Origin of the sequence: Motiliproteus sp. MSK22-1 (assembly GCF_001968815.1) — a bacterium.
Taxonomy (GTDB): domain Bacteria; phylum Pseudomonadota; class Gammaproteobacteria; order Pseudomonadales; family Balneatricaceae; genus Motiliproteus.
In genome coordinates, this window is record NZ_MIEQ01000060.1 from 17,493 (window position 1) to 41,059 (window position 23,567).

Below are 23,567 nucleotides of genomic sequence, written 5' to 3' on the forward strand. Positions count from 1 at the left end.
GATGCACTTTATTGGATGCGTTTTTTCGGCATCTACTTTAGCGCTTTCCATGAGTTAATTCATAGGGGTTTTATGAGGTTTTCTCGACGCCCGGCTAAAGAACCTGAACAGGACTCCCTGAGATCTTGGTTTTTAGATCTATAGTTAACACTTGTGTAATACGAGTTTGACATTAGTGTCGAGTTTGATAATCTGAGATTCGTTCACACTTGGTGATGGAGGATGAGATGTCTGTAAAACAACAATTAGAAGCATCGAATGAAAACCTGGGAAGGGCTGGTGGTAAAGCTGCCGGCACAGAAGTTGAGGGCACAGAAATTGAGGCTGTAAAAGCTGATACGGTAACGCTTGATGCTGTAAATGCTGGCAGCGCTGAAACAGAAGATGCAAAACCCGTCGGTACAGGAAAAAGTGGTGCCAGGCGTGGACGTACCTCACGAAGAGGAGCGGCCCGTCAGGACCGATCCGTGCCGAACAAACACCTTCAGGTGCCCTTTATCACCCGTCGCATACCTACTTATGATTTGCTCAGCGAAGAAAGTCTGATCAGGATTGAGCAGGCAGCAGATACTATTCTTGCAGAGATTGGTATTGAATTCCGGGAAGATCCCGTCACCGTACAACTCTTTCAGGAGGCTGGAGGGCAGGTTTCACAACTCACCGAATCCAGCTGGAATATCAAGTTTGCGCCTGGCTTGATTCGGGATATCTTAAAAACAGCACCGGCCCGATTTACCCAACATGCCCGCAATCCGGCCAGGTCGGTTGAAATTGGTGGCGATGCTATGGTTTTTGCCCCGGCCTACGGTTCGCCTTTTGTGATGGATCTGGATCAGGGACGGCGTTATGGAACCATTGCTGATTTTGAGAATTTCGTAAAGCTGGCCCAATCCAGCCCCTGGCTACACCACTCCGGCGGCACCATCTGTGAACCCACTGATATACCGGTTAATAAGCGCCATCTGGATATGGTTTATGCCCATATGCGCTATTCTGACCGACCCTTCCTGGGATCAATCACTGCGCCGGAAAGAGCGGCTGACAGCATCGAAATGTGTCGCATCCTTTTTGGCTCAGACTTTGTTAATGAAAACTGCGTGATTATGGGTAACTTTAACTCCACCTCTCCCCTGGTCTGGGATGGAGTGACGACTCAGGGAATACGCACTTATGCCGAAGCGGGGCAAGGCTCCATTCATCTGCCGTTTCTGATGGGAGGGGCGGTTTCACCGGTCACCATACCGGGTGCCATTGCTCAGAACCTGGCGGAGACCATGACCGGTTGTGCTTTAACCCAGCTTGTCCGACCGGGGGCTCCGACTGTGCTGGGATCTTTTATCGCCTCCATGTCGATGCGGACCGGCAGTCCAACCTTTGGGACGCCGGAGCCTGCGCTTGGCAGTCTCGTGATGGGGCAATTGGCGCGTCGTCTTGAAATACCGCTCCGTTGTGCGGGTAATTTTTCCACCTCCAAAATGCCGGATGCCCAGGCAATGACCCAAGGGGCTATGTCGATGATGTCGGCGATTCAATGTGGTGGAAATTTTATTCTGCACTCTGCGGGATTTCTTGACGGTCTGTTGTCCATGTCCTATGAGAAATTCATTATGGATACCGATCTTTGTGGGGCGCTCCACACCTACCTTAAAGGCTTTGACGTGAATGAGGATACGCTGGGCATTGATGCTCTGAGGGTCGGCGGTCCCGGGGAGCACTTATTTGGTACTCCGCACACTATGGCCCACTATGAGACGGCTTATTGGGACAGTGAATTCAACGACGATCAGTCTTTTGAAACCTGGTCTGAACAGGGCAGCGAAGATGCCATGACCCGGGCTAATCACAAATGGAAAAAGGTGTTGGCAGACTATCAGGCGCCGGCATTGGATGAAGTTACTGACCAACAGCTGAAAAACTTTATTGCTCAACGTAAGGCTTCTATGCCAGACAGCTGGTACTGATCGCCAGCTGTTCCATAAAGCCGGACCGTTTCTAAACAACGCTGCCCTGCTGTTGAGCTAACCTATGTAGAAAACCCAGTCAGACTGGTACAGATACACCGAGGCTATTATGTCCAACGATCCTTTACTGCAACCCTATAAATTGAAGCATCTTACGCTCAAGAATCGCATCATGACCACCAGCCATGAACCGGCCTATCCTGAAGAGGGGATGCCGAAGGATCGCTATCGGGCTTATCATGAAGAGCGGGCAAAGGCCGGAGTTGCATTGACCATGACGGCCGGGTCTGCTGCAGTGTCGAAAGACAGTCCGCCGGTATTCAATAACATTCTGGCATACAAGGATGAGGTGGTGCCCTGGATGAAGAAGGTCGTTGATGCCTGTCACCAGCATGACTGTAAAGTGATGATTCAATTGACCCACCTGGGACGTCGAACCGGTTGGAATAAGGGTGACTGGCTGCCGGTGGTTTCTCCTTCTCATCGTCGTGAAGCCTCCCATCGGGCATTTCCCAAGCAGCTTGAAGATTGGGATATTGATCGAATTGTCAGAGATTACGCCGATGCCGCAGAACGTATGTATGCTGCCGGTCTTGACGGGATAGAGCTGCAAGCCTACGGCCATCTGATGGATCAGTTCTGGTCGCAACGAACCAATACACTGGATGGGCCCTATGGAGGCTCATTAACGAACCGGCTGCGTTTTACCACCGATGTACTGCAGGCGATCCGTAAGCGGGTCGGGGATGAATTTATTGTTGGTGTTCGCTATACCGCAGACGAATGTGCTGAAGGAGGTATTTCAGCCGAAGAGGGGGTGGAGATTTCAAGACTGTTGCGTGATTCGGGAATGGTTGATTTTCTCAATGTGATTCGTGGGCATATTGATACCGATCCGGGCTTGACGGATGTAATTCCGGTGCAGGGAATGAGAAGCGCGCCTCATCTGGATTTTGCCGGTGAGATTCGTAAGGCCACCGGGATGCCTACCTTTCATGCTGCCCGAATCACAGATGTGGCAACCGCGCGCCATGCGGTGGCACAAGGGATTGTAGATATGGTGGGTATGACCCGGGCACATATGGCTGATCCACATGTTGTTCGAAAAATAATCCAGGGTCGTGAGGATGATATTCGCCCCTGTGTCGGCGCGACCTACTGTCTGGATCGCATCTATCAGGGTGGAGATGCACTTTGCATACACAATGCGGCGACCGGGCGAGAGCTGACCATGCCTCACGATATTCCGCAGGCCGATGTGAGTAAAAAAGTCGTGGTTGTAGGGGCCGGACCTGGCGGTTTGGAAGCCGCCCGTGTCGCGGCTGAACGAGGTCATTCCGTGACCGTTTTTGAGGCGGCCCCGGATCCCGGCGGGCAGGTTCGCCTATGCGCTCAAAGTGAGCGTCGGCGAGAGATGATCTCAATAATTGACTGGCGTATGTCCCAATGTGCCGCTATGGATGTGGAGTTTCGTTTTAATGCCTGGGCTGAGGTTGATGATGTACTGGCACTTAATCCGGATGTGGTCATCATTGCTACCGGAGGACTGCCTGATACCGAAGTGTTGGAGAGTGGTAATGATCTGGTGGTTTCCAGTTGGGACATTATTGCCGGAGATGTTCCGCCCGGAAAAAATGTGCTCGTATACGATGATGCCGGAGACCATGCCGGGTTGCAGGCTGCAGAAAAAATAGCCGCGACAGGGGCCAGGGTCGAAATTATGACGCCAGATCGCAGTTTTGCGCCGGATGTGATGGCCATGAACCTTGTTCCTTATATGCGCTCAATGCAGGATAAGGAGGTTACCTTCACGGTGACTTATCGATTGAAAGCGGTCACCCGTGTCAACGAATCTGTGGCAAATGGGGATGGTGGACTGAAGGCCAGTATTGGAACGGATTACAGCGATTTGCGTAAAGAGCGATGTTTTGATCAGGTGGTGGTTAACCACGGTACGATCCCGATGGATGAGCTGTACTTTGAGCTGAAACCTCAGTCGAGCAATCTGGGGGCTGTGGATCAGGCGGCGCTGATTGCTGGCCAACCACAAACCATGAACGACAACACCGAAGGGTCGTTTCAACTGTTTCGGATTGGTGATGCGGTTTCTTCTCGTAATACTCACGCCGCAATTTATGACGCACTCAGGCTGGTGAAAGAAATTTAGCCTTTTTGCGATGCTTTACTGCCGATCCTTATGGTTTGCGTACAGGGTCGGTAGGTTATTGAGTCAGCTGATTCTGGTACTGTCTGACTAATCCGACGATTCTGACTATGCCGATTGACTCGGGTGATTCCATCCCTGATATTAAGGTGTCCGCACTGGTTATCGGTACCGGTCAATAGCACTGTTAAAAAGCGTCGATAAAATACTCCGACAAGTTGTGCCGGTAAAACGAACTATCAGGCTGTTACTGATATGCTTCGACGATTAGACTTAGGGTGTCAGAGTTTCCGGCAGACTGGTCGGGAGCCGAATTCAGCGGTTGGATTTTTGCCATGCCAGAGCTTGCCTTAAGCTTCGCCAATCAATACCTGGAAACAGAAGTGGTTTGGCACAGGCTGTCGACGGGCGATACCTCTAATCGTCTTTATCGTGGGGCTTGCCTGGATCAGCAACTGGTACTGCGGGTCAATTCACCGGGATTGGCCGGTCTCGCCGTGGATCGGGTCCGTGAAGCCAGGCTTCTTGAATGGATACAGCATCAACCCTGGGCGCCGCAGCTACTGCGTAACGACTGGGAGCGTGGCTGGTGCCTGATGAGCGATGCCGGGAAGTCCATTTTTGACGAAGATCTGCATGGCGACTTGCGTAAACCACTGTTATCCATCGTTGCGGATCTTCAGCGCTTTTATAGCGCAGACCCAGCGCTGGTATGTGATTATCAGTTGCTGTGGGAGCGCTATCGCTTAATCTATGCTCACTGCTGTAAATCTGCGCCACGGTCAACGGTCAAGGCGATTGAGTTGTTCCGCGAATTGCTTGAGCTGAGCTGGGAAAAAATGCAGCTGTTGCCGAAAACCGTTCCCTGTCTGGTTCATCACAACCTCCACCCGAAAAACCTCTGTTTCAATAAGGGAAAAGAGTTTAATAACAGAGGAAGATCCAATAATGGAAAAAGAGCTAACAACGAAAGAAGATCTAATAAGGGCCAGCTGACTCTGTTGGACTGGGAGCATGCCGGTATTGGCTCGGCCTGGTTTGATGTGGCCAGTCTGCGCCGGCATTTTTCATTGACCTCCGGGCAAATCGGGACCCTTCCTGCCTTTCGTGACTATTCATCGTTGCAGCTATTGGAAGGGCTGGCGCTGGCCGACTGGATAAATGCCAGTCTGGATCTGCTTTGGCTTAGCGTTAAGGAACTTCAACAGGATAATGGGACTGGCAAACTACTGGCAATGGTCGCGAATACCGTCCGTTTGCTGGAAGAGGGTCAACGTTAAAGCGGCCGAACAGCAAGGTCGCACGTTGGACACTTTATGCCGCTGCGATACCAACAGGAGCCGTGCAAATCCTGATATTTTGTAGAATGATAGAGCTGTGCCTGCGGGCCCGAATTTGTGATTTGTTTCAAGAGGTAGGGTATGTCATTTCGACTGGGGATAGACACTGGAGGCACCTATACTGACGCTGTTCTGGTTAACGATCAGCAAAAGGTAGTTGCCACATTTAAGAGCCTAACCACCAGGCATGATTTGACTATCGGTATCGGTAATGCCCTTAAGGGGCTGCCGAATGAGCTGTTACAGAATATTACCCTGATTTCCTTATCCACCACTCTGACAACCAACTCGGTTGTAGAGGGGCAGGGAGCGCCGGTCTGTGTATTGCTGCCCGGTTACAATGAGCGACAGCTGGAACAAAGTGGGCTGTGCGATATCGTTTCGGCCGATGCCGCATTTATTCTGGCCGGTGGTCATAATGCCACTGGAGAAGAACAGGAGCCGCTGGACGAAGATGCCGCCCGTGAAGCAATTCTCAAGTTGAAGGATTCGGTATCAGCATTTGCCATCTCCAGCATGTTTGGTACGCGCAACTCCAGCCATGAATTGAAACTGCGCTCAATGGTTGAATCGTTGTCAGGAAAGCCGGTGGCATGTGGCCATGAGCTGGCCAGTAGTCTGGGGGCGCCACAGCGGGCCCTGACGGCTGTGCTCAATGCTCGTATGGTGCCCTATATTCAGCGCCTGATTACCTCCGTCAAGCAGATTCTTGTAGATCATCAAATAGACGCCCCGCTGATGATAGTGAAGGGGGATGGCTCTCTGGTGAATACCGAAACGGCACTGCAACAACCGGTTGCTACTGTGCTGTCCGGGCCTGCTGCCAGTGTTGTGGGGGCCTGTGCCCTCAGTGGCCTGAAAAATGCCATTGTTGCGGATATGGGTGGAACGACCACAGATATTGCAATCGTCACCAATGGGCAACCGGAACTCTGTTCAGAAGGTGCGAAAGTCGGTGACTGGCAACCCATGGTAGAAGCCGTGCGAGTCTATTCGGTCGGCTTGGGGGGAGACAGCGAAGTACATTTCAGCGCGGGTGGAAGCCTGGGCATAGGCCCTCGGCGGGTCGTGCCCATGTGTTTACTGGGCAATCAGTATCCCTGGATTATCGACAGGCTGAAACACCAGCTAAATGCTTTTCCCAATGCCCGCAACAATAGATTTGTGATGCGCCTGGAAAGTAATGAAGTCTTGCTTAATCAACTCAGTGAGTCAGAGGCCTACGCCTGGGAAAAGCTGGGAGATGGGCCTATAGAACTGGATGCCGCCGTAGAACAAGACCGTGAGCTTGCCCGGTCACTGGCAAAGTTGCAGCGCTCGGGACTGGCTATCTACAGTGGCTTTACACCCTCTGATGCCGCCCATGTGCTGGGGTTGAGTGACCACTGGAGTAAGGAAGCAGCTGAATTGGGGGCCAAAATATGGGCAAAACAAATTCGTCATCTGTACGGTTTGGGTAACTGGACGCTGGGGGATGCCATCGGTCCCTGTCAGCAGGTTTACGATATGGTGACCCATGAAATCAGTCGTACGCTAATAGAAGCAGGATTGCATCAGTCTGGAAAGCTCAATGAGGCAAAGGCCCAGAACCTGGCCGGATTGCTGACCGGGCTTATTTTGGAGGGGGCCGATAAGGATACTGATAAAGTGGCCAGCAACCCATTGTTCAAAATTGATTTTGCTTCTGATTACCCGGTTGTTGCGGTAGGGGCTCCGGCAGCCAGCTACTACCCAGCGGTAACCAAAAGTCTCGGTGTAGGGTTACATCTGCCGGAGAACGGTGATGTTGCCAATGCGGTTGGAGCTGTGATGGGGTCTGTGGTTCAGCGGGCTCATGTGACTATTTCCCAGCCGACATTTGGCCTGTTTTGCCTCTATCACAAAGAAGAGCCCAAGCGTTTTTATGATCTGGAAGAGGCGGTTAAATGTGCAGAAGCTATTGTTGCCGCGGATGCTCTGGAGCTGGCTCGTGCAGCCGGTGCCGTCTCAGTTGAAGTCGCCTTGTCCCGAACTGACAATCAGGTTTTGCACGATATTGATGGCGAGCTGTTTCTGGATTGTGAGATTACTGCTACCGCAACCGGGCGACCTAACTGCGGTGCGCTTAACCTGGATTCTTTTAATGCTGAAGAGGCTGATCCAGTATCCTTGCAGGCTTGAGCTGCCAAATGGAAAACCTGGGGTGCGGGCAGAAAGGGTCAGAATAGAACAGGGTGATTTGAGCGAAATAAGGAGAAGCCGTGTTTGAGCAGATCAAACAGAAAGTAGAGGCTGAAGGTCTGCTGATACGCTCAGCATTTCATACAACCCCCGATGATTCTATGCCGCGGCTGGATAATGCTGAACCAGCCGCTACCTTATTGCTTGTCGGCAATGCCGGTTCGGCCATGTGGGAAGCCTTCAGTCGTTCTACCGAATACCTTGATTCTTATCCTGATTCGTTAGATCGATGGAGCGAACGACTGGGACATCGTCTGGCTCAAGCGTTTGGCGGAACGGCGTTTTTCCCCTTTGGGGGGCCTCCATTCCATCCTTTTTTGAGCTGGGCAAAGTGCGCAGAACCCTCGGAAAGTTCGCCTTTGGGTTTGTCTCTGCATCCGGAATACGGGCTTTGGCATGCCTACCGCTTTGCGTTGGGGTTACCTCAGCGTTTAGACTTATCCCAGCAATCAGAAGGCTCGGGCGTTGTTGAAATCCAGTCTGAATCACCGGTTTCTGCTCACCCCTGTTCTGGTTGTGACGATAAGCCTTGCCTCAGTGCTTGTCCTGTTGGTGCTTTTACCGGCAGCGAGTATCGGCATGTTGAGTGTGCTCAGTTTCTGGCAGATAACGCCGGTTACGAATGCAACCAGCTGGGCTGTGGTTCCCGCCGTGCCTGCCCTGTTGGTCAGGACTACCGATATAAACCTGAGCATGCTCAATTTCATATGAATGTCTTTGTTTCTAATCATGCTCGAAAAGGCTAGAGGCTGTTGTGTCAGGGAAAGCAGAGCCGAGCCCTGTTATCAGTTGTAAGCAACTATGGCGGGTAAACGGCTATAAATTACAAACGGGTATGATGTGTGTATGAGCTATAAACTATACAGCGCTCCTGACAGCGCCAATATTGTTATCCATATGATTCTGGAGCAGCTGGAGGTTGAGTTTGATCTGCTATGGGTGGATCGAAGCCTTAAGGAGCACAAAGGGGCTCAATATCGGCAGCAGCTGAATCCGCAGGGGCTGATACCGGTTCTGGTGGATGCTGATACTGCTGTTTTTGAGACAGCAGCTATTGCCCTTTACTTGTCTGAAAAGCACCAGCAGCTTGGGCCGCAAGAGGCAGGCTCGGCAGAGCGCAGTCGATTGCTTCAATGGCTGTTCTACCTGTCTAATACCCTGCATGCTGATCTTCGGGTGCAGTTTTACCCGCATCGTCACGTCAGTGACGGGGCTGCGATAGCTGCTCTGCTGGAAGGAACTCAGAGTCGGGTTCTCAGGCATTTTGAGCTGATCGAAGCTGAATTGGAAAAAAGCGAAGCTGGGCCCTGGTTTCTGGGAGAAGACCTGTCGATACTGGATTTTTATCTTGGTGCGCTCTGTCGCTGGTCCATGCTGTACCCGACGGGGAGTGCTTTGGGAATCGGGTTTGTTAACAGCAACCCCTGTCTCCGGCGTTTACTGGCTGCTTTGGAAGAATTGCCCGGGGTTCAGCGGGCGATGGGGCTTCAAACAATTAAAGCGCCGTTTTTCCTTGCCCCGACACCACCTGATCTGCCACCGGAGCAAGTGTCTGCATCCTGATAGCGGCTTCAGTCTGTCTTTGAGAGTCGGATGAAGTCTGGATATCGATCAAAGTCGTATCCAAAGCAGTATTTTTCGCATTGTTTACTTAAGATGCTGATCTTGGCTGGATAAAGGCCTCATAATGGCCGCTGTTTCGCAATCCCGGATGTGAGCTGTTATTGAAAATTTAACTATTCAGGAAATTCTACAACTCAGGAAATTCTAACATGAAGCAACTTATTCTCGGTGGTGCCCGCTCTGGCAAGAGCGCATTAGCAGAAAAGTTGGCCGCTGACTCCAGTGACAGGGTGATCTATATTGCCACTGCTACGGTGGGGGATTCTGAAATGGCTGAGCGTGTTGATATACATCGTCAGCGACGTCCGGAGCACTGGTCTTTGGTGGAAGAGCCCTTGAGTCTGGCCAGTACATTACAAGCCCATGCAGCAGAAGGACACTGTCTGTTGGTTGATTGTCTTACGCTATGGCTTTCGAATACATTATTTACGCAAGAGGGGCGTCACTTTCAGTCAGAAATGGACGCCTTGCTGGAGGTGTTGCCTCAGTTGCCCGGAAATATATTACTGGTCAGCAATGAGGTTGGTATGGGCATCGTGCCTATGGGCGCAGTGTCCCGAAAATTTCAGGATGAGTCAGGCCGTTTGCATCAGAACGTAGCCGCACTCTGTGATCGGGTTATTCTTACTGTGGCAGGTTTGCCGCACACATTAAAAGGGGAGAAGCTGTGAACAAAAGGGGACAAGCTGTGAACTCCGAATGGCTGAACAATCGTGTAAAGTCACTGGATGAATCCGCTGAAACAAGTGCCCGGCAAAGGCAGATGCAGTTGACCAAGCCACCCGGATCTTTAGGCGGGCTGGAGAGCCTGGCAATCCGTCTGAGTGCCATGCAGGCGACAGATAAGCCGCAGGTGGATAAGGTGCATATCGCTGTATTTGCGGCTGATCATGGCGTAACCGCCTCAGGGGTCTCCGCATTTCCGCAGGAAGTTACCGTGCAGATGGTGGCTAATTTCTCCGCCGGAGGTGCGGCTATCAGTGTGCTGGCCAGGAGTTTAGGGGCTGATCTGGAAGTGGTGGATGTGGGGACTGTCCATAAGCCGGATGAGCTGCCCGGCGTGATCAGCCATCGGGCGGGTGCGGGAACAGCCAACCTGCATACGCAGGATGCCATGACGAATGAACAGCTGGCCATTGCTCTGGAGGCGGGACGAGCCTCGGTAATGCGTGCCCGGGAGAAGGGGGCTGAGCTGTTTATCGGTGGTGATATGGGGATTGGAAATACCACTCCGGCTGCGGCGATTGCCAGCGTATTGCTATCAACTGATCCGGCTATGCTGGCGGGTCCCGGCACGGGTCTGGACGCCGCCGGGGTGTCCCACAAGGCAAGTGTTTTACGGCAAGCATTGGCTCGTTATCAGGGGCTGGCAGACCAGCCGCTGGAAACATTGCGTTGCCTGGGCGGATTTGAAATTGCTGCACTTGCGGGTGCCTATATCAGCTGTGCACAACAAGGCATACCTGCATTGGTTGATGGCTATATCACCACAGCGGCAGCACTGGTTGCTGTGCGTTATCAGCCTGCAGTGAAGGACTGGTTGATCTTTTCCCACCGCTCAGCCGAGCCCGGTCATAAAGCCATGCTGGAAGCCATGGGGGCTGATCCGTTGCTGGATCTGGGGATGCGCCTGGGTGAAGGCAGTGGAGCGGCAACTACAGTGCCGCTGGTTCGACTGGCCTGTGAACTGCACAATGGTATGGCGACCTTTGCTGACGCCGGTGTTTCTGAAGGCTAACTCTCCGTGCAATCACTGACTATCGCTCTTTTGTACAGCTAAAGAAAAGGCAGTAGCTCAACTGGGTTACTGCCTCTCTTAAACTTGCCACCATTGCTTCAACAACATCAGTCTTATCTGGGACTGCTTATCCAGAATCCTGGTCCTGGAGTTGTCATTTGGAGCAATTGCTAGCCTTTTACCGGAATCCATTCAGGGATTGGCAAATCGTTTTGCCGCAATGCTGCAATAAGGGTGTTAAGCAGCAGGCAGGCAATAGTCATAGGGCCGATACCACCCGGGACTGGGGTAATGGCGCCAGCGTTTTTGGATGCTCCTGCAAAGTCGACATCACCGACCAAGCGTGTTTTTCCGTTTTCACCATCAATGCGGTTGATGCCGACATCGATTACAGTTGCTCCTGGCTTGATCCAGCTTTCCTTGACCATTTCAGGGCGGCCAACCGCAGCAACCAGAATGTCTGCTCTTCTGCACTCTTCCTCCAGATCTTTGGTGCGGGAATGAGCGATGGTGACGGTGCAGTTCTCGTTTAAAAGCAGGTTCCCCATTGGCTTACCGACAATGTTTGAGCGTCCCAGTACTAACGCGCGGGAACCGCTAAGGTCTCCCAGATGATCTTTTAACAGCATCAGGCAGCCCAGTGGGGTGCAGGGAACGGTGCCGGTGCCGCCGGTAGAAAAACGACCCACATTCATGGGGTGAAAGCCGTCAGCATCCTTTTCAGGGGCGATCGCATTGAGAACCGTATCGGCATCAATTTGCTTTGGTAGCGGCAGCTGTACCAGAATGCCGTGGACGCTGTCATCTTCATTCAGTTGTTGAATGAGGCTTAGCAAGTCCTCCTGGTTAGTCTCTGCCGGCAATTTGTGTTCGAAAGAATTCATACCTGCTTCTTTCGTCTGTTTGCCCTTATTGCGAACATAAACTTCACTGGCTGGATCTTCTCCAACCAAAATCACTGCCAGTCCTGGAGTGATCCCTTGTTTATGCAGTTTATCTACCTCCTGTGTGATGGTTTCCCGGAGCTTTCCGGCGAAGGCTTTTCCATCAAGGATTTGTGCCATGTTCGTTTGACCTTTTATGGTTGGTTGTTGATAGAGTTTTTATGGTTCGTTGTAGAATTAATACCTTTACAAAATTAACGTCTGTACCCATCAGCAGACGTTTTTGTGTATGGACTGCTCCTGTTATTCGCAAACAGCCCAATTCAGTCAGACTTTATCATTCTCCAGGTGTTCCGCAGCATCTTTATTGGCAAATATCAGACTCGCTTTGCAGCTATTGTACTCTGTACTTGGTCATTTTTTCCCCTTCGGCTCGTGTCCGAGAGTATTAATCTTACAATTTGTAAGCTTTCTTCATTTTTCTGCAACAGTGCCCGGGCTCTGATAACTGCTGGCCGAGTCTCCACAATCAGGGGGGTGAAGCTTGACCCCACTATGGCAAGCGGCGTCTGTTTGTTCTTCGAGTTGTCTAAATCTTTTGCAATACAGAAGGATAGCGATACTGATATTCGCAATATTTCATCATACAGATTATGCATACCGACTGGAGTTGCTTACCTCACAACGACGCTGTTTTTTTGTTCTGCGACGGGCTGTTTTAGGGGTGTCGCTTTCCAGTAACCCTGTGTCGCTACGATGTCAGCAGCTGAGCCCCGCTGGCAATAATCTAAAACCACATTCCGTCTAGGGAGACGGGCAGGTTTGAATTACATATTTGGGGTTTGGCTAATGACTGATGTTGATGACTTGTATGACGACGAAGAGCTTGATCTCTCGACCCTTCCAGATGATGAACTTGTCGAACAGATGTACGACGATCTGTACAACGGTCTGCGTGAAGAGATCATGGAAGGCACCGAAATTCTGCTAGAGCGGGGTTGGTCACCCGCTAAAGTGCTTAACGAAGCGCTTGTAGCAGGTATGGCTATTGTGGGTGTCGATTTCCGTGATGGCATTCTCTTTGTTCCTGAAGTTCTTTCTGCTGCTAACGCTATGAAAGGCGGAATGGAAATTCTTCGCCCTCTGCTGGCAGAAACGGGTGCAGAGTCTGTCGGTAAAATGGTCATTGGTACCGTAAAAGGTGATATCCACGATATTGGTAAGAACCTGGTTGCCATGATGATGGAAGGTGCTGGCTTCGAAGTGATCGATATTGGCATTAATATCCCCGTTGAAACCTACCTTGAAGCCCTGGAAGAGCATAAGCCTGACATCCTCGGTATGTCTGCTCTGTTGACCACAACGATGCCTTATATGAAGGTCGTTATCGATACCTTGAAAGAGAAAGGTATCCGTGACGATTACATCGTATTGGTCGGCGGTGCTCCTTTGAATGAAGAGTTTGGTGATGCGGTTGGAGCAGACGGCTACTGTCGTGATGCGGCTGTAACCGTTGACATGGCGAAGGAGCTGGTTGCCCAGCGCCGTGCTGCCTAGTGACTGAATTGCTGTTTGTAGGTAACAGCTTATAAACCAATTCAGGTTCTCCGTTTGAGTGAATGCAGGAGTTGCCAGATGCCTTCCATGGATTTTTTAGCCGAAGAGTTGGCAGATGAAGGGTTGTCAGTGACAGATCTGTTGACCCCCGGGCAACTCCGGTCGCAGCAGGGAACGGCGCCTGCTGCGGTTATTACCTGCTCTGCGATACTGCGTGAAATTGTTGCCCTGTCTCGCGCCAACGGCTGGAACCATCTTGAGCCGCTGTGCATTTCATCGGAAGTGCACAATACCCCGGAAAAGATTCCGGGAGCGGTGAAAGAACTGATTGATAAAGCGAAAGCCAAAGGACAGGACGTTTTTGTCGCCTTTGCTGACTGCGGTACGGGTGGATTGCTGGACGCTCTGCTTGAGGAAGAAGGGGTTGATCGCATCCCTGGAGCCCATTGTTATGAGTTTTACAGCGGTAAGGATCAGTTTGCCCGTTTTCACGAAGACGAGATAGGAACCTTTTACCTCACTGATTTTCTGGTACGGCATTTCGACCGGCTGGTCATTCGTGGGTTGGGGCTGGATAGAAAGCCTGAACTGGAACCGCTCTATTTTGGAAACTACCGCAAGTTACTTTATTTAGCACAATCCGAAGACGCTGTTCTGCTGGAGAAAGCTAAAGCGGCCGCCCAGAGACTAGGGTTGGAGTTCGAATATTATTTTAGTGGTAGCGGCGATTTGGGCGCTGCACTAACGGATTTCACTCGAAGGATCGCGGTTCAGCAAGAATAGGTGCGGTTATAAGCCTGAGTAAAAGCTTTTCCTAATTGGGTAGTAGCCTTTGCTGACAGTGGTTACAGCGGCTGACTTCAGGTCACTTTACCGTTTTATAGATTGATTTCACGACCTGACAGTCGTAGCAGGAGGTGTTTGTGTATTCCGTTCGTCTTTGGACTGTACGCCACGCAAGGTTTTTTGAACGTGTCTATAACATGTTTGAGCCTGTGCTGGTAAAGCTTCATCCCATTTGGAGCAAGCTGGGCTATGACCGGGCTGAAAAGCCGATGAGTAAGATTGAGCAGGCATGCAAAGGACTGTTGTTTGATTGCAAAATGTGTGGTCAGTGTGCTCTGAGTTCGACCGGTATGTCCTGCTCCATGAACTGCCCCAAGAATTTGCGTAACGGTCCTTGTGGTGGTGTTCGTCTGAACGGTAACTGCGAGGTTTATGCCGAAAAGCGTTGTGTCTGGGTCGAGGCCTGGGATGGCAGTCGCAAGATGAAAAATGGTGATCGTATTTTTGCTGTACAGAAACCGGTTAATTTCAGTCAGCAAGGCAGTTCGTCCTGGTTACGTGTTGTTCGTCAGATTGCCCAACGCGAAGAGCAGGCAGAGGAGCGTTCATAATGATATTTCCAGATGAGCCAAATCCCGGTGAAATGCTGCCGATCCTGCCAGGTCATACGACTGGTGGTCGTTTGGAACGGGTTCTGCGGGCGGGGCATTTTGCCGTAACCTCTGAATTGGCACCACCGGATTCAGCCAACCCTGAAGATGTTTATGCCCGGGCCAGAGTGTTCGATGGCTACGTTGATGGCATGAATGCCACTGACGGCTCAGGTGCAAACTGTCATATGTCCAGTGTAGGGATGTGTGCCCTGTTGACTCGCATTGGTTACGCTCCGGTGATGCAGGTCTCCTGTCGGGATAAAAACCGTATTGCTATCCAGGGTGATGTTCTCGGCGGGGCTGCAATGGGGGTCACCAATATCCTCTGTCTGAGTGGTGACGGTGTTCAGTCAGGCGATCATCCAGAAGCCAAACCGGTCTTTGATCTGGACAGTATGTCGCTGTTGGAAACCATCCGTACCATGCGGGACAAAAGCGAGTTTCTCAGTGGTCGTAAGATCACCGACCCGCCAAAAGTATTTTTAGGCGCCGCAGCTAACCCTTTTGCACCGCCCTATGATTTTCGCCCCCACCGAATGGCTAAGAAGATAGCCGCGGGTGCGCAGTTTATTCAAACGCAGTACTGTTTTGATATTCCCAGGTTTAAGGAATTTATGGCGCGCTCAAGAGATCTTGGGCTGCTGGAAAAAGTGTTTGTCTTACCCGGTGTTGGCCCGATGGCATCTGCCAGAACAGCGACCTGGATTCGCAACAATGTACCGGGAATTCACATTCCTGATGCTGTGATCAAACGCCTTGCTGGTGCGCAAGATCAAAAGAAAGAAGGCCAGCAAATCTGTATCGACCTGATTCAGGAGCTTCGAGAAATCGAGGGTGTGAGTGGGGTTCACGTGATGGCTTACCGTCAAGAAGAGTCGGTAGCTGAAATTATTGATCGTTCCGGTGTACTGGAGGGCCGTGTGCCATGGTATCCCGGTCGTGACCAAGAATTACAGAAGGAGAGAGCATAACCATGACTGACACTATTCTCAGCTCAGACACTAAAGAAGTTGTTATCGGCTTTGAGCGCCCGTTTACTATTATCGGTGAACGCATCAACCCGACCGGTCGTAAAGTCCTGGCCGCTGAAATGAAGGAAGGGGACTACAGCCGGGTAGAAGCAGATGCCCGCGCCCAGATTGAAGCGGGTGCTCACATTCTGGATGTGAACGCCGGTATTCCACTCGCCGATGAGCCTCGGATTCTGGCAGAAGTGATTCAATTGATTCAGTCATTTACTGATATGCCTCTGTGTATTGATTCCTCCATTGTTGCTGCATTGCAAGCAGGACTGGAAGTGTACAAGGGTAAAGCCCTGGTCAATTCCGTTACCGGTGAAGATGAGCAAATGGAGCAGGTGCTGCCTTTGGTTAAGAAATACGGTGCGGCAGTGGTCGCGATTTCTAACGACGAAAGCGGTATTTCTCAGGATCCGGATGTGCGATTTGAGGTGGCTAAGAAAATCGTAGAGCGTGCCTCGGATTATGGTATTCCGGCCTGTGACGTTGTTGTCGATCCATTGGTTATGCCTGTTGGTGCGGTCAATACAGCCGGTCTGCAAGTGATGAAACTGATCCATCGTCTGCGTACCGAGCTGAAGGTGAATACCACCTGTGGTGCATCAAACATCAGCTTTGGTCTACCTAACCGGGATGGCGTCAATGGCGCATTCCTGAGCATGGCTATTCAGGCGGGTATGACTTCCGCTATTGCCAACCCTTTGCATAAGGAAATTATCGCAGCGACCCTTGGGGCCGATGTGATGATGGGCCGCGACCCTGACTGCATGAACTGGATCCAACGTTTCCGTGAAGCGCCAGCCGAGGGTGAAGGTCGTGGTCGTCGTGCGACGAGTGGACGTCGTCGCCGTGCTTAACTTTGTATGTTACAACTGAGGTCGTTGTTATGACTGAGACCGTTGCTATGAGTGATATTGATATAGCTATTAATGATGCTGCTGGGCTCGATACCGTTATTCAGCCTGAAATGGCAACGGTCGTTTTTACCCCCTCCGGGTTACGGGGGGAGTTTCCTGTCGGGACCTCGGTACTACAGGCCGCCCAGCAGTTAGGGGTGGATCTGGAGTCCAGTTGTGGTGGACGGGGAATCTGTGGCCGTTGTCAGGTTACTCCCGGTGTGGGGGAGTTTTCAAAACACCGGATCAGTTCCCGCATTGAGCACCTGACGCCTCCTTCTGAACTTGAAATAAGTAACAAAGACCGGGTTCTCGAACAAGGTCGACGGTTAGGCTGTGCCGCCCAGATTCTCGGGGATATGGTTGTTGATGTACCTTCGGACAGCCAGATTCACAAACAGCATATCGTTAAAGAGGCGACCACTGTTGAGATTAATCAGGATCCGGCTATCAAGCTCTTTACCGTCACCGTAACAGAGCCGGATATGCATGAGCCCGCATCGGATTTTCGACGCCTGCAATGGGCTATCGAAGAGAAAATGCAAACAGAACAGGCCCTTGATCTGGGCTGTGACCTGGCTGTTATGCAGCAATTACAGCCGGCGCTGAAGGCTGCTGCAAGAGAAGTCTCTGTTGCTGTTTACCACCCAACAAATGCCAGATCTGAAGTGATCGCCATTTGGCCGGGAGTGAAAGAAAGTCTCTACGGGATGGCGGTAGACCTGGGCTCTACCACCGTTGCTGCGCATCTTTGTGATTTAACTACGGGAGATATCGTTGCCTCCGCTTCAGTCATGAATCCGCAGATTCGCTTTGGTGAAGATCTGATGAGCCGTGTCTCCTACGTTATGATGAATGACGGCGGCGACAAGGAAATGACTGATGCCGTACAGGGGGCGTTGGCAGAACTGGCCAAAGATGCTGCTGCCAAAGCGGATATTGCGATCGATGACATTCTCGAAATGACCATCGTCTGTAATCCTATTATGCACCATCTGCTATTGGGTATTGATCCAACGCCACTGGGATCTGCCCCCTTTGCCCTGGCAACAGATCGTTCTGTTTCTCTCAAGGCATCGGAGCTTAATCTAAACCTCAACCCACAGGCGCGAGCCTTTATATTGCCCTGTATCGCCGGCCACATAGGAGCGGATACCGCTGGTGTTATCCTGGCCGAACGTCCCGATCTGGCAGAAGAAGTCACTTTGCTGGTGGATGTAGGCACCAATGCTGAAATCGTATTAGGCAATCGTGACCGTCTGTTAGCTGCTTCCAGCCCGACAGGACCTGCCTTTGAAGGCGCTCAGATCAGCTGTGGACAACGAGCCGCATCTGGCGCGATCGAACGGGTTCGAATCGATCCTGATACCCTGGAACCGCGCTTTAAAGTCATCGGCTGTGATCTCTGGTCTGACGATATCGATTTCGCCCGGCAAACCAGAAAAATTGACATCAGTGGTGTCTGTGGATCAGGCATCATCGAAGTTATCGCAGAGCTATTCCTGGCCGGAGTTATCAACTCCGATGGTGTAATCGACCCCGCCATGGCCGTCAAAAGCTCGCGAATCGTGGCCGAAGGGCGTACCTACGCCTACGTATTACATGACGGTGCCAAAACTTTGCGCATCACCCAAAATGATGTTCGTGCCATCCAGTTGGCCAAGGCAGCACTATACGCCGGTATACGCCTGCTGATGGATCACCTGGGAATCAGCTCAGTGGGACGAGTGGGACTGGCCGGCGCTTTCGGTAGCCATATCGACGTGAAATACGCCATGGTACTGGGACTGATACCGGACTGTAACCTGGATCTGGTGGGCCCTGTCGGCAACGCAGCCGGAACCGGTGCACGAATAGCACTGCTGGATCGAGCTAAGCGGGATGAAATTGAAAGAGTTCTGCGAACCGTCGAGAAAATCGAAACAGCCATCGAAGCAAAGTTCCAGGACCACTTCGTCGAAGCGATGGCACTGCCACACCTGACCGATGAATTTGTCGAATTAGGCAAAGCCGTGAAACTGCCAGAGAAAAAAGCAGCAGACCCGGCCGCAGCAACCGCAGGACGGGGCAGGCGTCGACGTCGCAGTCGTTAAGCTATTCGTCACGGTCTTTAAATAGAAAAGCCATGCTTAGTTTGCTAAGCATGGCTTTTCTGGTTTTTGCTTATCGGTATTTTCCGGAGAACCAGGTTTTTTGGTTTGGTTTTGCCCCTGATTGTGGGTAAGTATCTTTTGCTCATGGCTAAAACAGCCTTTTTTATGGGTGTGGTTTGTTGGTATGGATACTTTGGCTGTTTTAGAGCGAATCAGTTTATCCATATGGGATTTTGTTGCTCCCCTGTTCAGTGTCAGACTGAGTCAGCTTCAAAAACAACCTCGCCATGGAGCAGGGTCTCACATATTACGGCTCGCTTTTCCGTTTCCTTCACTTGCTTTGCTCTAGACCCAAAGAACAAATTGGTGCAATATCAAAGACATCTGAATGCGTAGATGGAGATACGGCGCATATCAAAGAGTGAAAGCGAGCATGCGTGTTTCCTTGCAGAATGGAGGCTGTAGATGTCTAATAAAACACCATTACTATCAGTTTCTTACAATAAAATAGGTCGATTTGTTGAATTGACAAACCGAGCGTGCGCGATATACAAATGTTGAGATAGACACCTTACCCTTTATATATAGAAAACATAGCTGCTTGAGGTTTATGTTAAAAAGGATAGTACGTCATAAGCTATAAGTCGTTAAATTCGAAGTAAAAATCAGAAAATGTCCTATATCTGAGATTTACTAATCATGCTACCGTGAACCGCAGTCCGCGCGGTTGAACGAGTTCAAGCGGCACGAACAGACGAGTTCACGGGGAGGAGTATTCTCGATGTGGGCTATTTTTTTCTGGTTTGTAGCGAGGAGAAAGTTGATCGCAGGGAGTGAAATCGGTGACATTCAAAAATAGGTACTTTCCCAGATCATTAGTTATGGAGCGATCGGCACGTCCCAATCATACACTGCACGAGACACCGCTTCCGCTTCGCGAAACCGGTACTCGTGAGTTAAATCGTTAGAAATCAGGAGACAGTTTTGCCTCACGATAATCATGGGTCACAAAGCGGTGACAACAGTCTTAACGTCGGCGTTGGCGACTTTCGTGACGCAAACGTAAACGTCGGCGGCAATGGGCGGCCAACGTTTACTCCCGAGCAAATGGGAATCCGGCGACACCAAGCATTAGGAGGGCATAGCGTAAAGAGTGAGAACCTGAGCACCTTTGGCATCGTTACGGGTATAGCTAGCGTTGCTGGTCTTTACTTCACTCTCTTTCAGGCTTTTCCCCGTTCGCAACACTCATCTTGGTCGACGGCCTTTATATTTATGTTTGCCATTGCCATCTTCTCTGTTTCTGTGGCAGCCGTCATACGCAAGCGCAAATTTGAACATTTTCTATTTCGCAAGTACTACATCGAAGCAGGCAATCATAATGGGCTCTACTTGAGCAGTTTTACCGCCACCTGTCCTTGGTGTCAGTCGAAGATGCACTTACGTAACATTGGCCCAAAAGACGGCCCTTGCTATGATCGTTTCATCTGTGAACGCAATCCACGACAACACACAGTAGACCTTGATCCAACCGTTTTGCCGGAGATTGAGGAGTGATTTCTAACAATCGCTTCGAGAGGGGCCGTCCTACAGCAGGCTTTGCCCGCTTCCGTCCGGCCCCTCAAGCTAAACGTTAAGTTCCTATGAGCTACGAACAACGCATTATCAAACTAATAGAATCCGACGAGCTACGTATGAGTGCTTTGCGTGCGGCGAGAGCTCTCGGCTTACCGGGTTGGCTCATCGCGGCAGGCTTCGTCAGAAACCTAGTTTGGGGTCGTCTATTTGATAATGAAGTAGATCTTGGCGATATAGATGTTGTTTATTTCTGTACAGCTGACACTTCAAAAGAGCGAGATCAAATTTTAGAGAGGCGCCTCTGTGAACTTGAGCCTGGTTTGCCTTGGTCAGTAAAAAACCAAGCCAGGATGCACCTCAAGCATGGTGATACTCCATACAAAAGTACATTGGATGCAATGAGATATTGGCCAGAAAAACAAACAAGTATTGGTGTAATGCTTGATCGAAACGACGATATTGTAGTACAGCACTGTTTTGATTTAGGCTTCCAATTCAATGGCAACGTAGACCATAACCCAGCAAGAACAGTCGATGTATTCAAAAAAAGGGTGTCAGGCAAAGGGTGGCTAAAATTATGGCCTGCACTGCAAATCAAAACTTAACAAGGCCAGTCAGAAAGGACCGCCTACTCGGCGCTTCGCTCTGTTCCGGCGGCCTCTATTGGCGACGTTAGGTATAAAAAAAAATGGAAGCTCAGAACATGATTAAACACATTTTATCATTCTGGATCATTTTCATTTTACTCGCAGGGAAAGCTGTTGCAGCAGATAGCAACGGAACTGCATGGTACGGAGGAGGTGCGGGAGCTATAGCGTGTGGTGATTTCCGTTATGAATTCAGAAAGGCAAAGCAAAAGGGAATAAATAGCATCCCGTATGCAAACGATATGCAGAGCTACGTAATGTATGTTCTCGGTTTCAGAACAGGCTTTAACCATCTCGCTGAAAATACCTGTGATGTATTCGGCGGAGAAACGGAAATCAACAATATTCTCGAGCAGGTATCTGTATATTGTCTAAGTAACCCAGATGTAAAATTTAGTTCTGCTTTGGTCAGTGTGGCTCAGCAAAGTATGAGTACGAGTCTTCGCAAGTGCAATTAATACCTAACAATCACATCAGGTTCGCTCACTATCGTTCGCTGGGACGCTCCGCTTCGTTGCGCGCCCCTTATGTGTGGCGTTATAAGGCAGGATGATTCGTTCTTTGACCAATAAATCCACAAAGTTTGGTATTGCTCTTTTAGTCTTCGTTTCTAGTTCAACCGTATACGGAGCATGTGAAAACAAGGCAGGCCTTCTCACAAAACCCCAGGCAGAAGAAACCGTACAATGCATTCATTCGATTCACTTTAGCCTGGGACGAAAACAAGAAATCGACGAGGAGTTCACGCACGAATTCATTAAAACGTTATTGCCGATAGGAACTACGGCAGGGGAGAAGCTCGGGGATCTTAGTTACTTTGACGTCCGATACGGCACGATATCAGAGATCATAAGTCTACTAGACTCACAAGAACTTATCGCTGCTTACATTGATTTTGTTATAGATTCATCTGGCTCAGCGGATGAGAATATTTCATTTGGCATAGCACGCCTATACACATTACAGGCACCAGCATTTCTAGAAAATTTGAAAATGCGAACAGATAAAGAGCAGTCACTTGTTATCGGGAGTCTTGCGTGGGGACTAGCAAACAACTTTTACCCCCATATTGAATCTGAAAACTACCAAAGGTTAATAGTTGGAGAGCATTGGGAATTAATAAACTCTAACCCTAGATCACCCATACAGCTTCGAATTGAGTCAGCAGTGCTGGATATAATAAATGCTTACTAGCCAACTGCCTTATAACAAACGCATGCAGTCCGACAAAATTGCCGGGCTTCGCTTGCAATTTTGCAGCTGGTGCGGGCATTAAGTGACTACAATAGAGTGAGGCAACATGAATTTCTTTGGAACATTTGGGTCAACTGACGCAGAGGCGCTTCAGCTTCTGCTGCCTGTTGTTGACCGTGCTCTCTATGCCCATCAAGCTGGAGATTACCAAGAATATTTATCTGTAATAACGAGCAATCTGGCCGCAAAGATTACGCAGGAAGACTTCATGCGAGCGCATCGAGAGGTGGCGCCGCAACTCGGTACACTTCAATCGAAATTGCTCTTAGCAGCTCTCAGGAGAGGTGAGAATCCAATGCTACTGTTCTCTGCGAAATTCTCGGGCACGGAAGACGATATAGTAATCAATATCACGTTTAAGAATGGGACAAAACCTCCCTTGATCGAGTGGCTATGGATCGAATGATAATGTAGGGTCAGATACAACTATGATAATGTAGGGTCAGATACAACTAGATATAGGGCCAGGTTCTATTTGATTTAAGCTATTATTTTCTTCGGAATATTCTAATAAATAATAATAGTGTGAATGAAAATACATAGGCAGGAATAAACCATGATAGTCCAACCCCAAGTGTGAAGGGCCAGTCAATAATACATTCAATTTCTCCGGGGTTTAACCAGAATTCTTCCATTGCATTATGATTAAACCCTACATAAAGCATAACGGCCGAAACTAATAAGGCTGGAATAATTGAATAGACTGCAACCTTCTTAGCTTTCACTTGCTATTCCAAGGTTCATTCTTATATATTTTTGCAACCCTTGCTCCATAGTCATTGACGATCTATCTGCCTAAAACATTACACACAGATGCTACCTTTGCTACTGACGGATCGGGGTAAAACCACTGTTTTTCAGAGACATCAAAACAACCTCGCCATGGAGTAGGGTCTCACATATTATGGCTCGCTTTTTCCGTTTCCTTCACTTGCTTTGCTCTAGACCCAAAGAACAGATTGGTGCAATATCAAAGACATCTGAACGGGTAGTATGTAAGCGGTAAATAAACCCCACCTGTTACCAGGGCTGCTCGCCAGCTAAGGTCATGATCTCTGAATTAAGGAGATCATCATGACTGCCAATGAACTGAAAGCCCTTCGAGAGACCTGGAAACAGCATCTTGATACGTGGAAGCAAAGCGGCCAGTCCCA

At 50.1% G+C, this 23,567-nt stretch carries 22 protein-coding genes; 19 read left to right on the forward strand and 3 right to left on the reverse strand.

Annotation, left to right across the window (positions count from 1 at the left end; translation table 11 throughout):
- Window positions 1-227: 227 nt before the first annotated feature.
- From BGP75_RS17455 to cobT, 8 genes are all read left to right on the forward strand, one after another.
- Complete coding sequence (locus BGP75_RS17455) at window positions 228-1,961, forward strand: trimethylamine methyltransferase family protein (RefSeq protein WP_083704894.1); 1,734 nt, start codon at window positions 228-230, stop codon at window positions 1,959-1,961.
- 109 nt (window positions 1,962-2,070) lie between these two features.
- A complete protein-coding gene (locus BGP75_RS17460; protein WP_076720153.1) occupies window positions 2,071-4,128 on the forward strand; it encodes an NADH:flavin oxidoreductase in 2,058 nt (685 codons plus the stop codon).
- Window positions 4,129-4,403: 275 nt separating this feature from the next.
- Window positions 4,404-5,405 (forward strand): phosphotransferase, encoded by a 1,002-nt coding sequence (locus BGP75_RS17465; protein ID WP_076720154.1) that lies wholly within the window; start codon window positions 4,404-4,406, stop codon window positions 5,403-5,405.
- 141 nt (window positions 5,406-5,546) lie between these two features.
- Window positions 5,547-7,625: a hydantoinase/oxoprolinase N-terminal domain-containing protein gene (locus BGP75_RS17470; protein WP_076720155.1), complete on the forward strand. Its 2,079-nt coding sequence runs from the start codon at window positions 5,547-5,549 to the stop codon at window positions 7,623-7,625.
- An 80-nt stretch (window positions 7,626-7,705) separates the two neighbouring features.
- The gene (locus BGP75_RS17475; RefSeq protein WP_076720156.1) at window positions 7,706-8,431 is read left to right on the forward strand and encodes a hypothetical protein; all 726 of its coding nucleotides are present in this window, start codon (window positions 7,706-7,708) and stop codon (window positions 8,429-8,431) included.
- Window positions 8,432-8,531: 100 nt separating this feature from the next.
- Window positions 8,532-9,248 (forward strand): glutathione S-transferase family protein, encoded by a 717-nt coding sequence (locus BGP75_RS17480; protein ID WP_076720157.1) that lies wholly within the window; start codon window positions 8,532-8,534, stop codon window positions 9,246-9,248.
- 209 nt (window positions 9,249-9,457) lie between these two features.
- Entirely contained in the window at window positions 9,458-9,979 is a 522-nt protein-coding gene (cobU, locus tag BGP75_RS17485) for a bifunctional adenosylcobinamide kinase/adenosylcobinamide-phosphate guanylyltransferase (RefSeq protein ID WP_076720158.1), read from the forward strand.
- A gap of 17 nt (window positions 9,980-9,996) precedes the next feature.
- Window positions 9,997-11,046: a nicotinate-nucleotide--dimethylbenzimidazole phosphoribosyltransferase gene (gene cobT, locus BGP75_RS17490; RefSeq protein ID WP_076720174.1), complete on the forward strand. Its 1,050-nt coding sequence runs from the start codon at window positions 9,997-9,999 to the stop codon at window positions 11,044-11,046.
- A 170-nt stretch (window positions 11,047-11,216) separates the two neighbouring features.
- On the opposite strand, the gene folD is transcribed toward cobT, so the two are convergent.
- Window positions 11,217-12,110, reverse strand: a complete 894-nt coding sequence (folD, locus tag BGP75_RS17495) for a bifunctional methylenetetrahydrofolate dehydrogenase/methenyltetrahydrofolate cyclohydrolase FolD (protein ID WP_076720159.1) — start codon at window positions 12,108-12,110, stop codon at window positions 11,217-11,219.
- A gap of 669 nt (window positions 12,111-12,779) precedes the next feature.
- Between folD and BGP75_RS17505 the strand changes: the two genes are divergently transcribed.
- The 6 genes from BGP75_RS17505 to BGP75_RS17530 all read left to right on the forward strand — a co-directional run bounded on the left by BGP75_RS17505 (window position 12,780) and on the right by BGP75_RS17530 (window position 18,934).
- Window positions 12,780-13,487, forward strand: coding sequence for a B12-binding domain-containing protein (locus tag BGP75_RS17505; RefSeq protein ID WP_083704895.1), 708 nt, complete (start codon window positions 12,780-12,782; stop codon window positions 13,485-13,487).
- 78 nt (window positions 13,488-13,565) lie between these two features.
- Window positions 13,566-14,270, forward strand: a complete 705-nt coding sequence (locus tag BGP75_RS17510) for a DUF1638 domain-containing protein (protein ID WP_233152965.1) — start codon at window positions 13,566-13,568, stop codon at window positions 14,268-14,270.
- 140 nt (window positions 14,271-14,410) lie between these two features.
- Window positions 14,411-14,884, forward strand: coding sequence for a methylenetetrahydrofolate reductase C-terminal domain-containing protein (locus tag BGP75_RS17515; RefSeq protein WP_076720161.1), 474 nt, complete (start codon window positions 14,411-14,413; stop codon window positions 14,882-14,884).
- Window positions 14,884-15,897 carry a methylenetetrahydrofolate reductase gene (locus tag BGP75_RS17520; RefSeq protein ID WP_076720162.1) on the forward strand — a complete coding sequence of 338 codons (1,014 nt, stop codon included), beginning with the start codon at window positions 14,884-14,886 and terminating at the stop codon, window positions 15,895-15,897. The genes BGP75_RS17515 and BGP75_RS17520 overlap by 1 nt, the downstream gene beginning before the upstream one ends.
- Before the next feature lie 2 nt (window positions 15,898-15,899).
- Entirely contained in the window at window positions 15,900-16,802 is a 903-nt protein-coding gene (locus BGP75_RS17525) for a dihydropteroate synthase (RefSeq protein ID WP_076720163.1), read from the forward strand.
- Window positions 16,803-16,831: 29 nt separating this feature from the next.
- Entirely contained in the window at window positions 16,832-18,934 is a 2,103-nt protein-coding gene (locus tag BGP75_RS17530; RefSeq protein ID WP_233152966.1) for an ASKHA domain-containing protein, read from the forward strand.
- Between the two features lie 36 nt (window positions 18,935-18,970).
- Here the strand turns inward: BGP75_RS17530 and BGP75_RS17535 are convergent, their stop codons facing one another.
- Window positions 18,971-19,159, reverse strand: a complete 189-nt coding sequence (locus BGP75_RS17535; RefSeq protein ID WP_076720164.1) for a hypothetical protein — start codon at window positions 19,157-19,159, stop codon at window positions 18,971-18,973.
- Window positions 19,160-19,918: 759 nt separating this feature from the next.
- On the opposite strand from BGP75_RS17535, the gene BGP75_RS17540 reads away from it, so the two are divergent.
- From BGP75_RS17540 to BGP75_RS17560, 5 genes are all read left to right on the forward strand, one after another.
- Window positions 19,919-20,491 (forward strand): hypothetical protein, encoded by a 573-nt coding sequence (locus BGP75_RS17540; RefSeq protein ID WP_076720165.1) that lies wholly within the window; start codon window positions 19,919-19,921, stop codon window positions 20,489-20,491.
- Between the two features lie 86 nt (window positions 20,492-20,577).
- Window positions 20,578-21,117 carry a nucleotidyltransferase family protein gene (locus tag BGP75_RS17545; protein ID WP_076720166.1) on the forward strand — a complete coding sequence of 180 codons (540 nt, stop codon included), beginning with the start codon at window positions 20,578-20,580 and terminating at the stop codon, window positions 21,115-21,117.
- A gap of 83 nt (window positions 21,118-21,200) precedes the next feature.
- Entirely contained in the window at window positions 21,201-21,617 is a 417-nt protein-coding gene (locus tag BGP75_RS17550) for a hypothetical protein (RefSeq protein ID WP_076720167.1), read from the forward strand.
- Between the two features lie 103 nt (window positions 21,618-21,720).
- Window positions 21,721-22,353 carry a hypothetical protein gene (locus BGP75_RS17555; protein ID WP_076720168.1) on the forward strand — a complete coding sequence of 211 codons (633 nt, stop codon included), beginning with the start codon at window positions 21,721-21,723 and terminating at the stop codon, window positions 22,351-22,353.
- A gap of 106 nt (window positions 22,354-22,459) precedes the next feature.
- Window positions 22,460-22,819 (forward strand): hypothetical protein, encoded by a 360-nt coding sequence (locus BGP75_RS17560; RefSeq protein ID WP_076720169.1) that lies wholly within the window; start codon window positions 22,460-22,462, stop codon window positions 22,817-22,819.
- Window positions 22,820-22,901: 82 nt separating this feature from the next.
- On the opposite strand, the gene BGP75_RS17565 is transcribed toward BGP75_RS17560, so the two are convergent.
- Window positions 22,902-23,138, reverse strand: a complete 237-nt coding sequence (locus tag BGP75_RS17565; protein ID WP_076720170.1) for a hypothetical protein — start codon at window positions 23,136-23,138, stop codon at window positions 22,902-22,904.
- Between the last annotated feature and the right edge of the window lie 429 nt (window positions 23,139-23,567).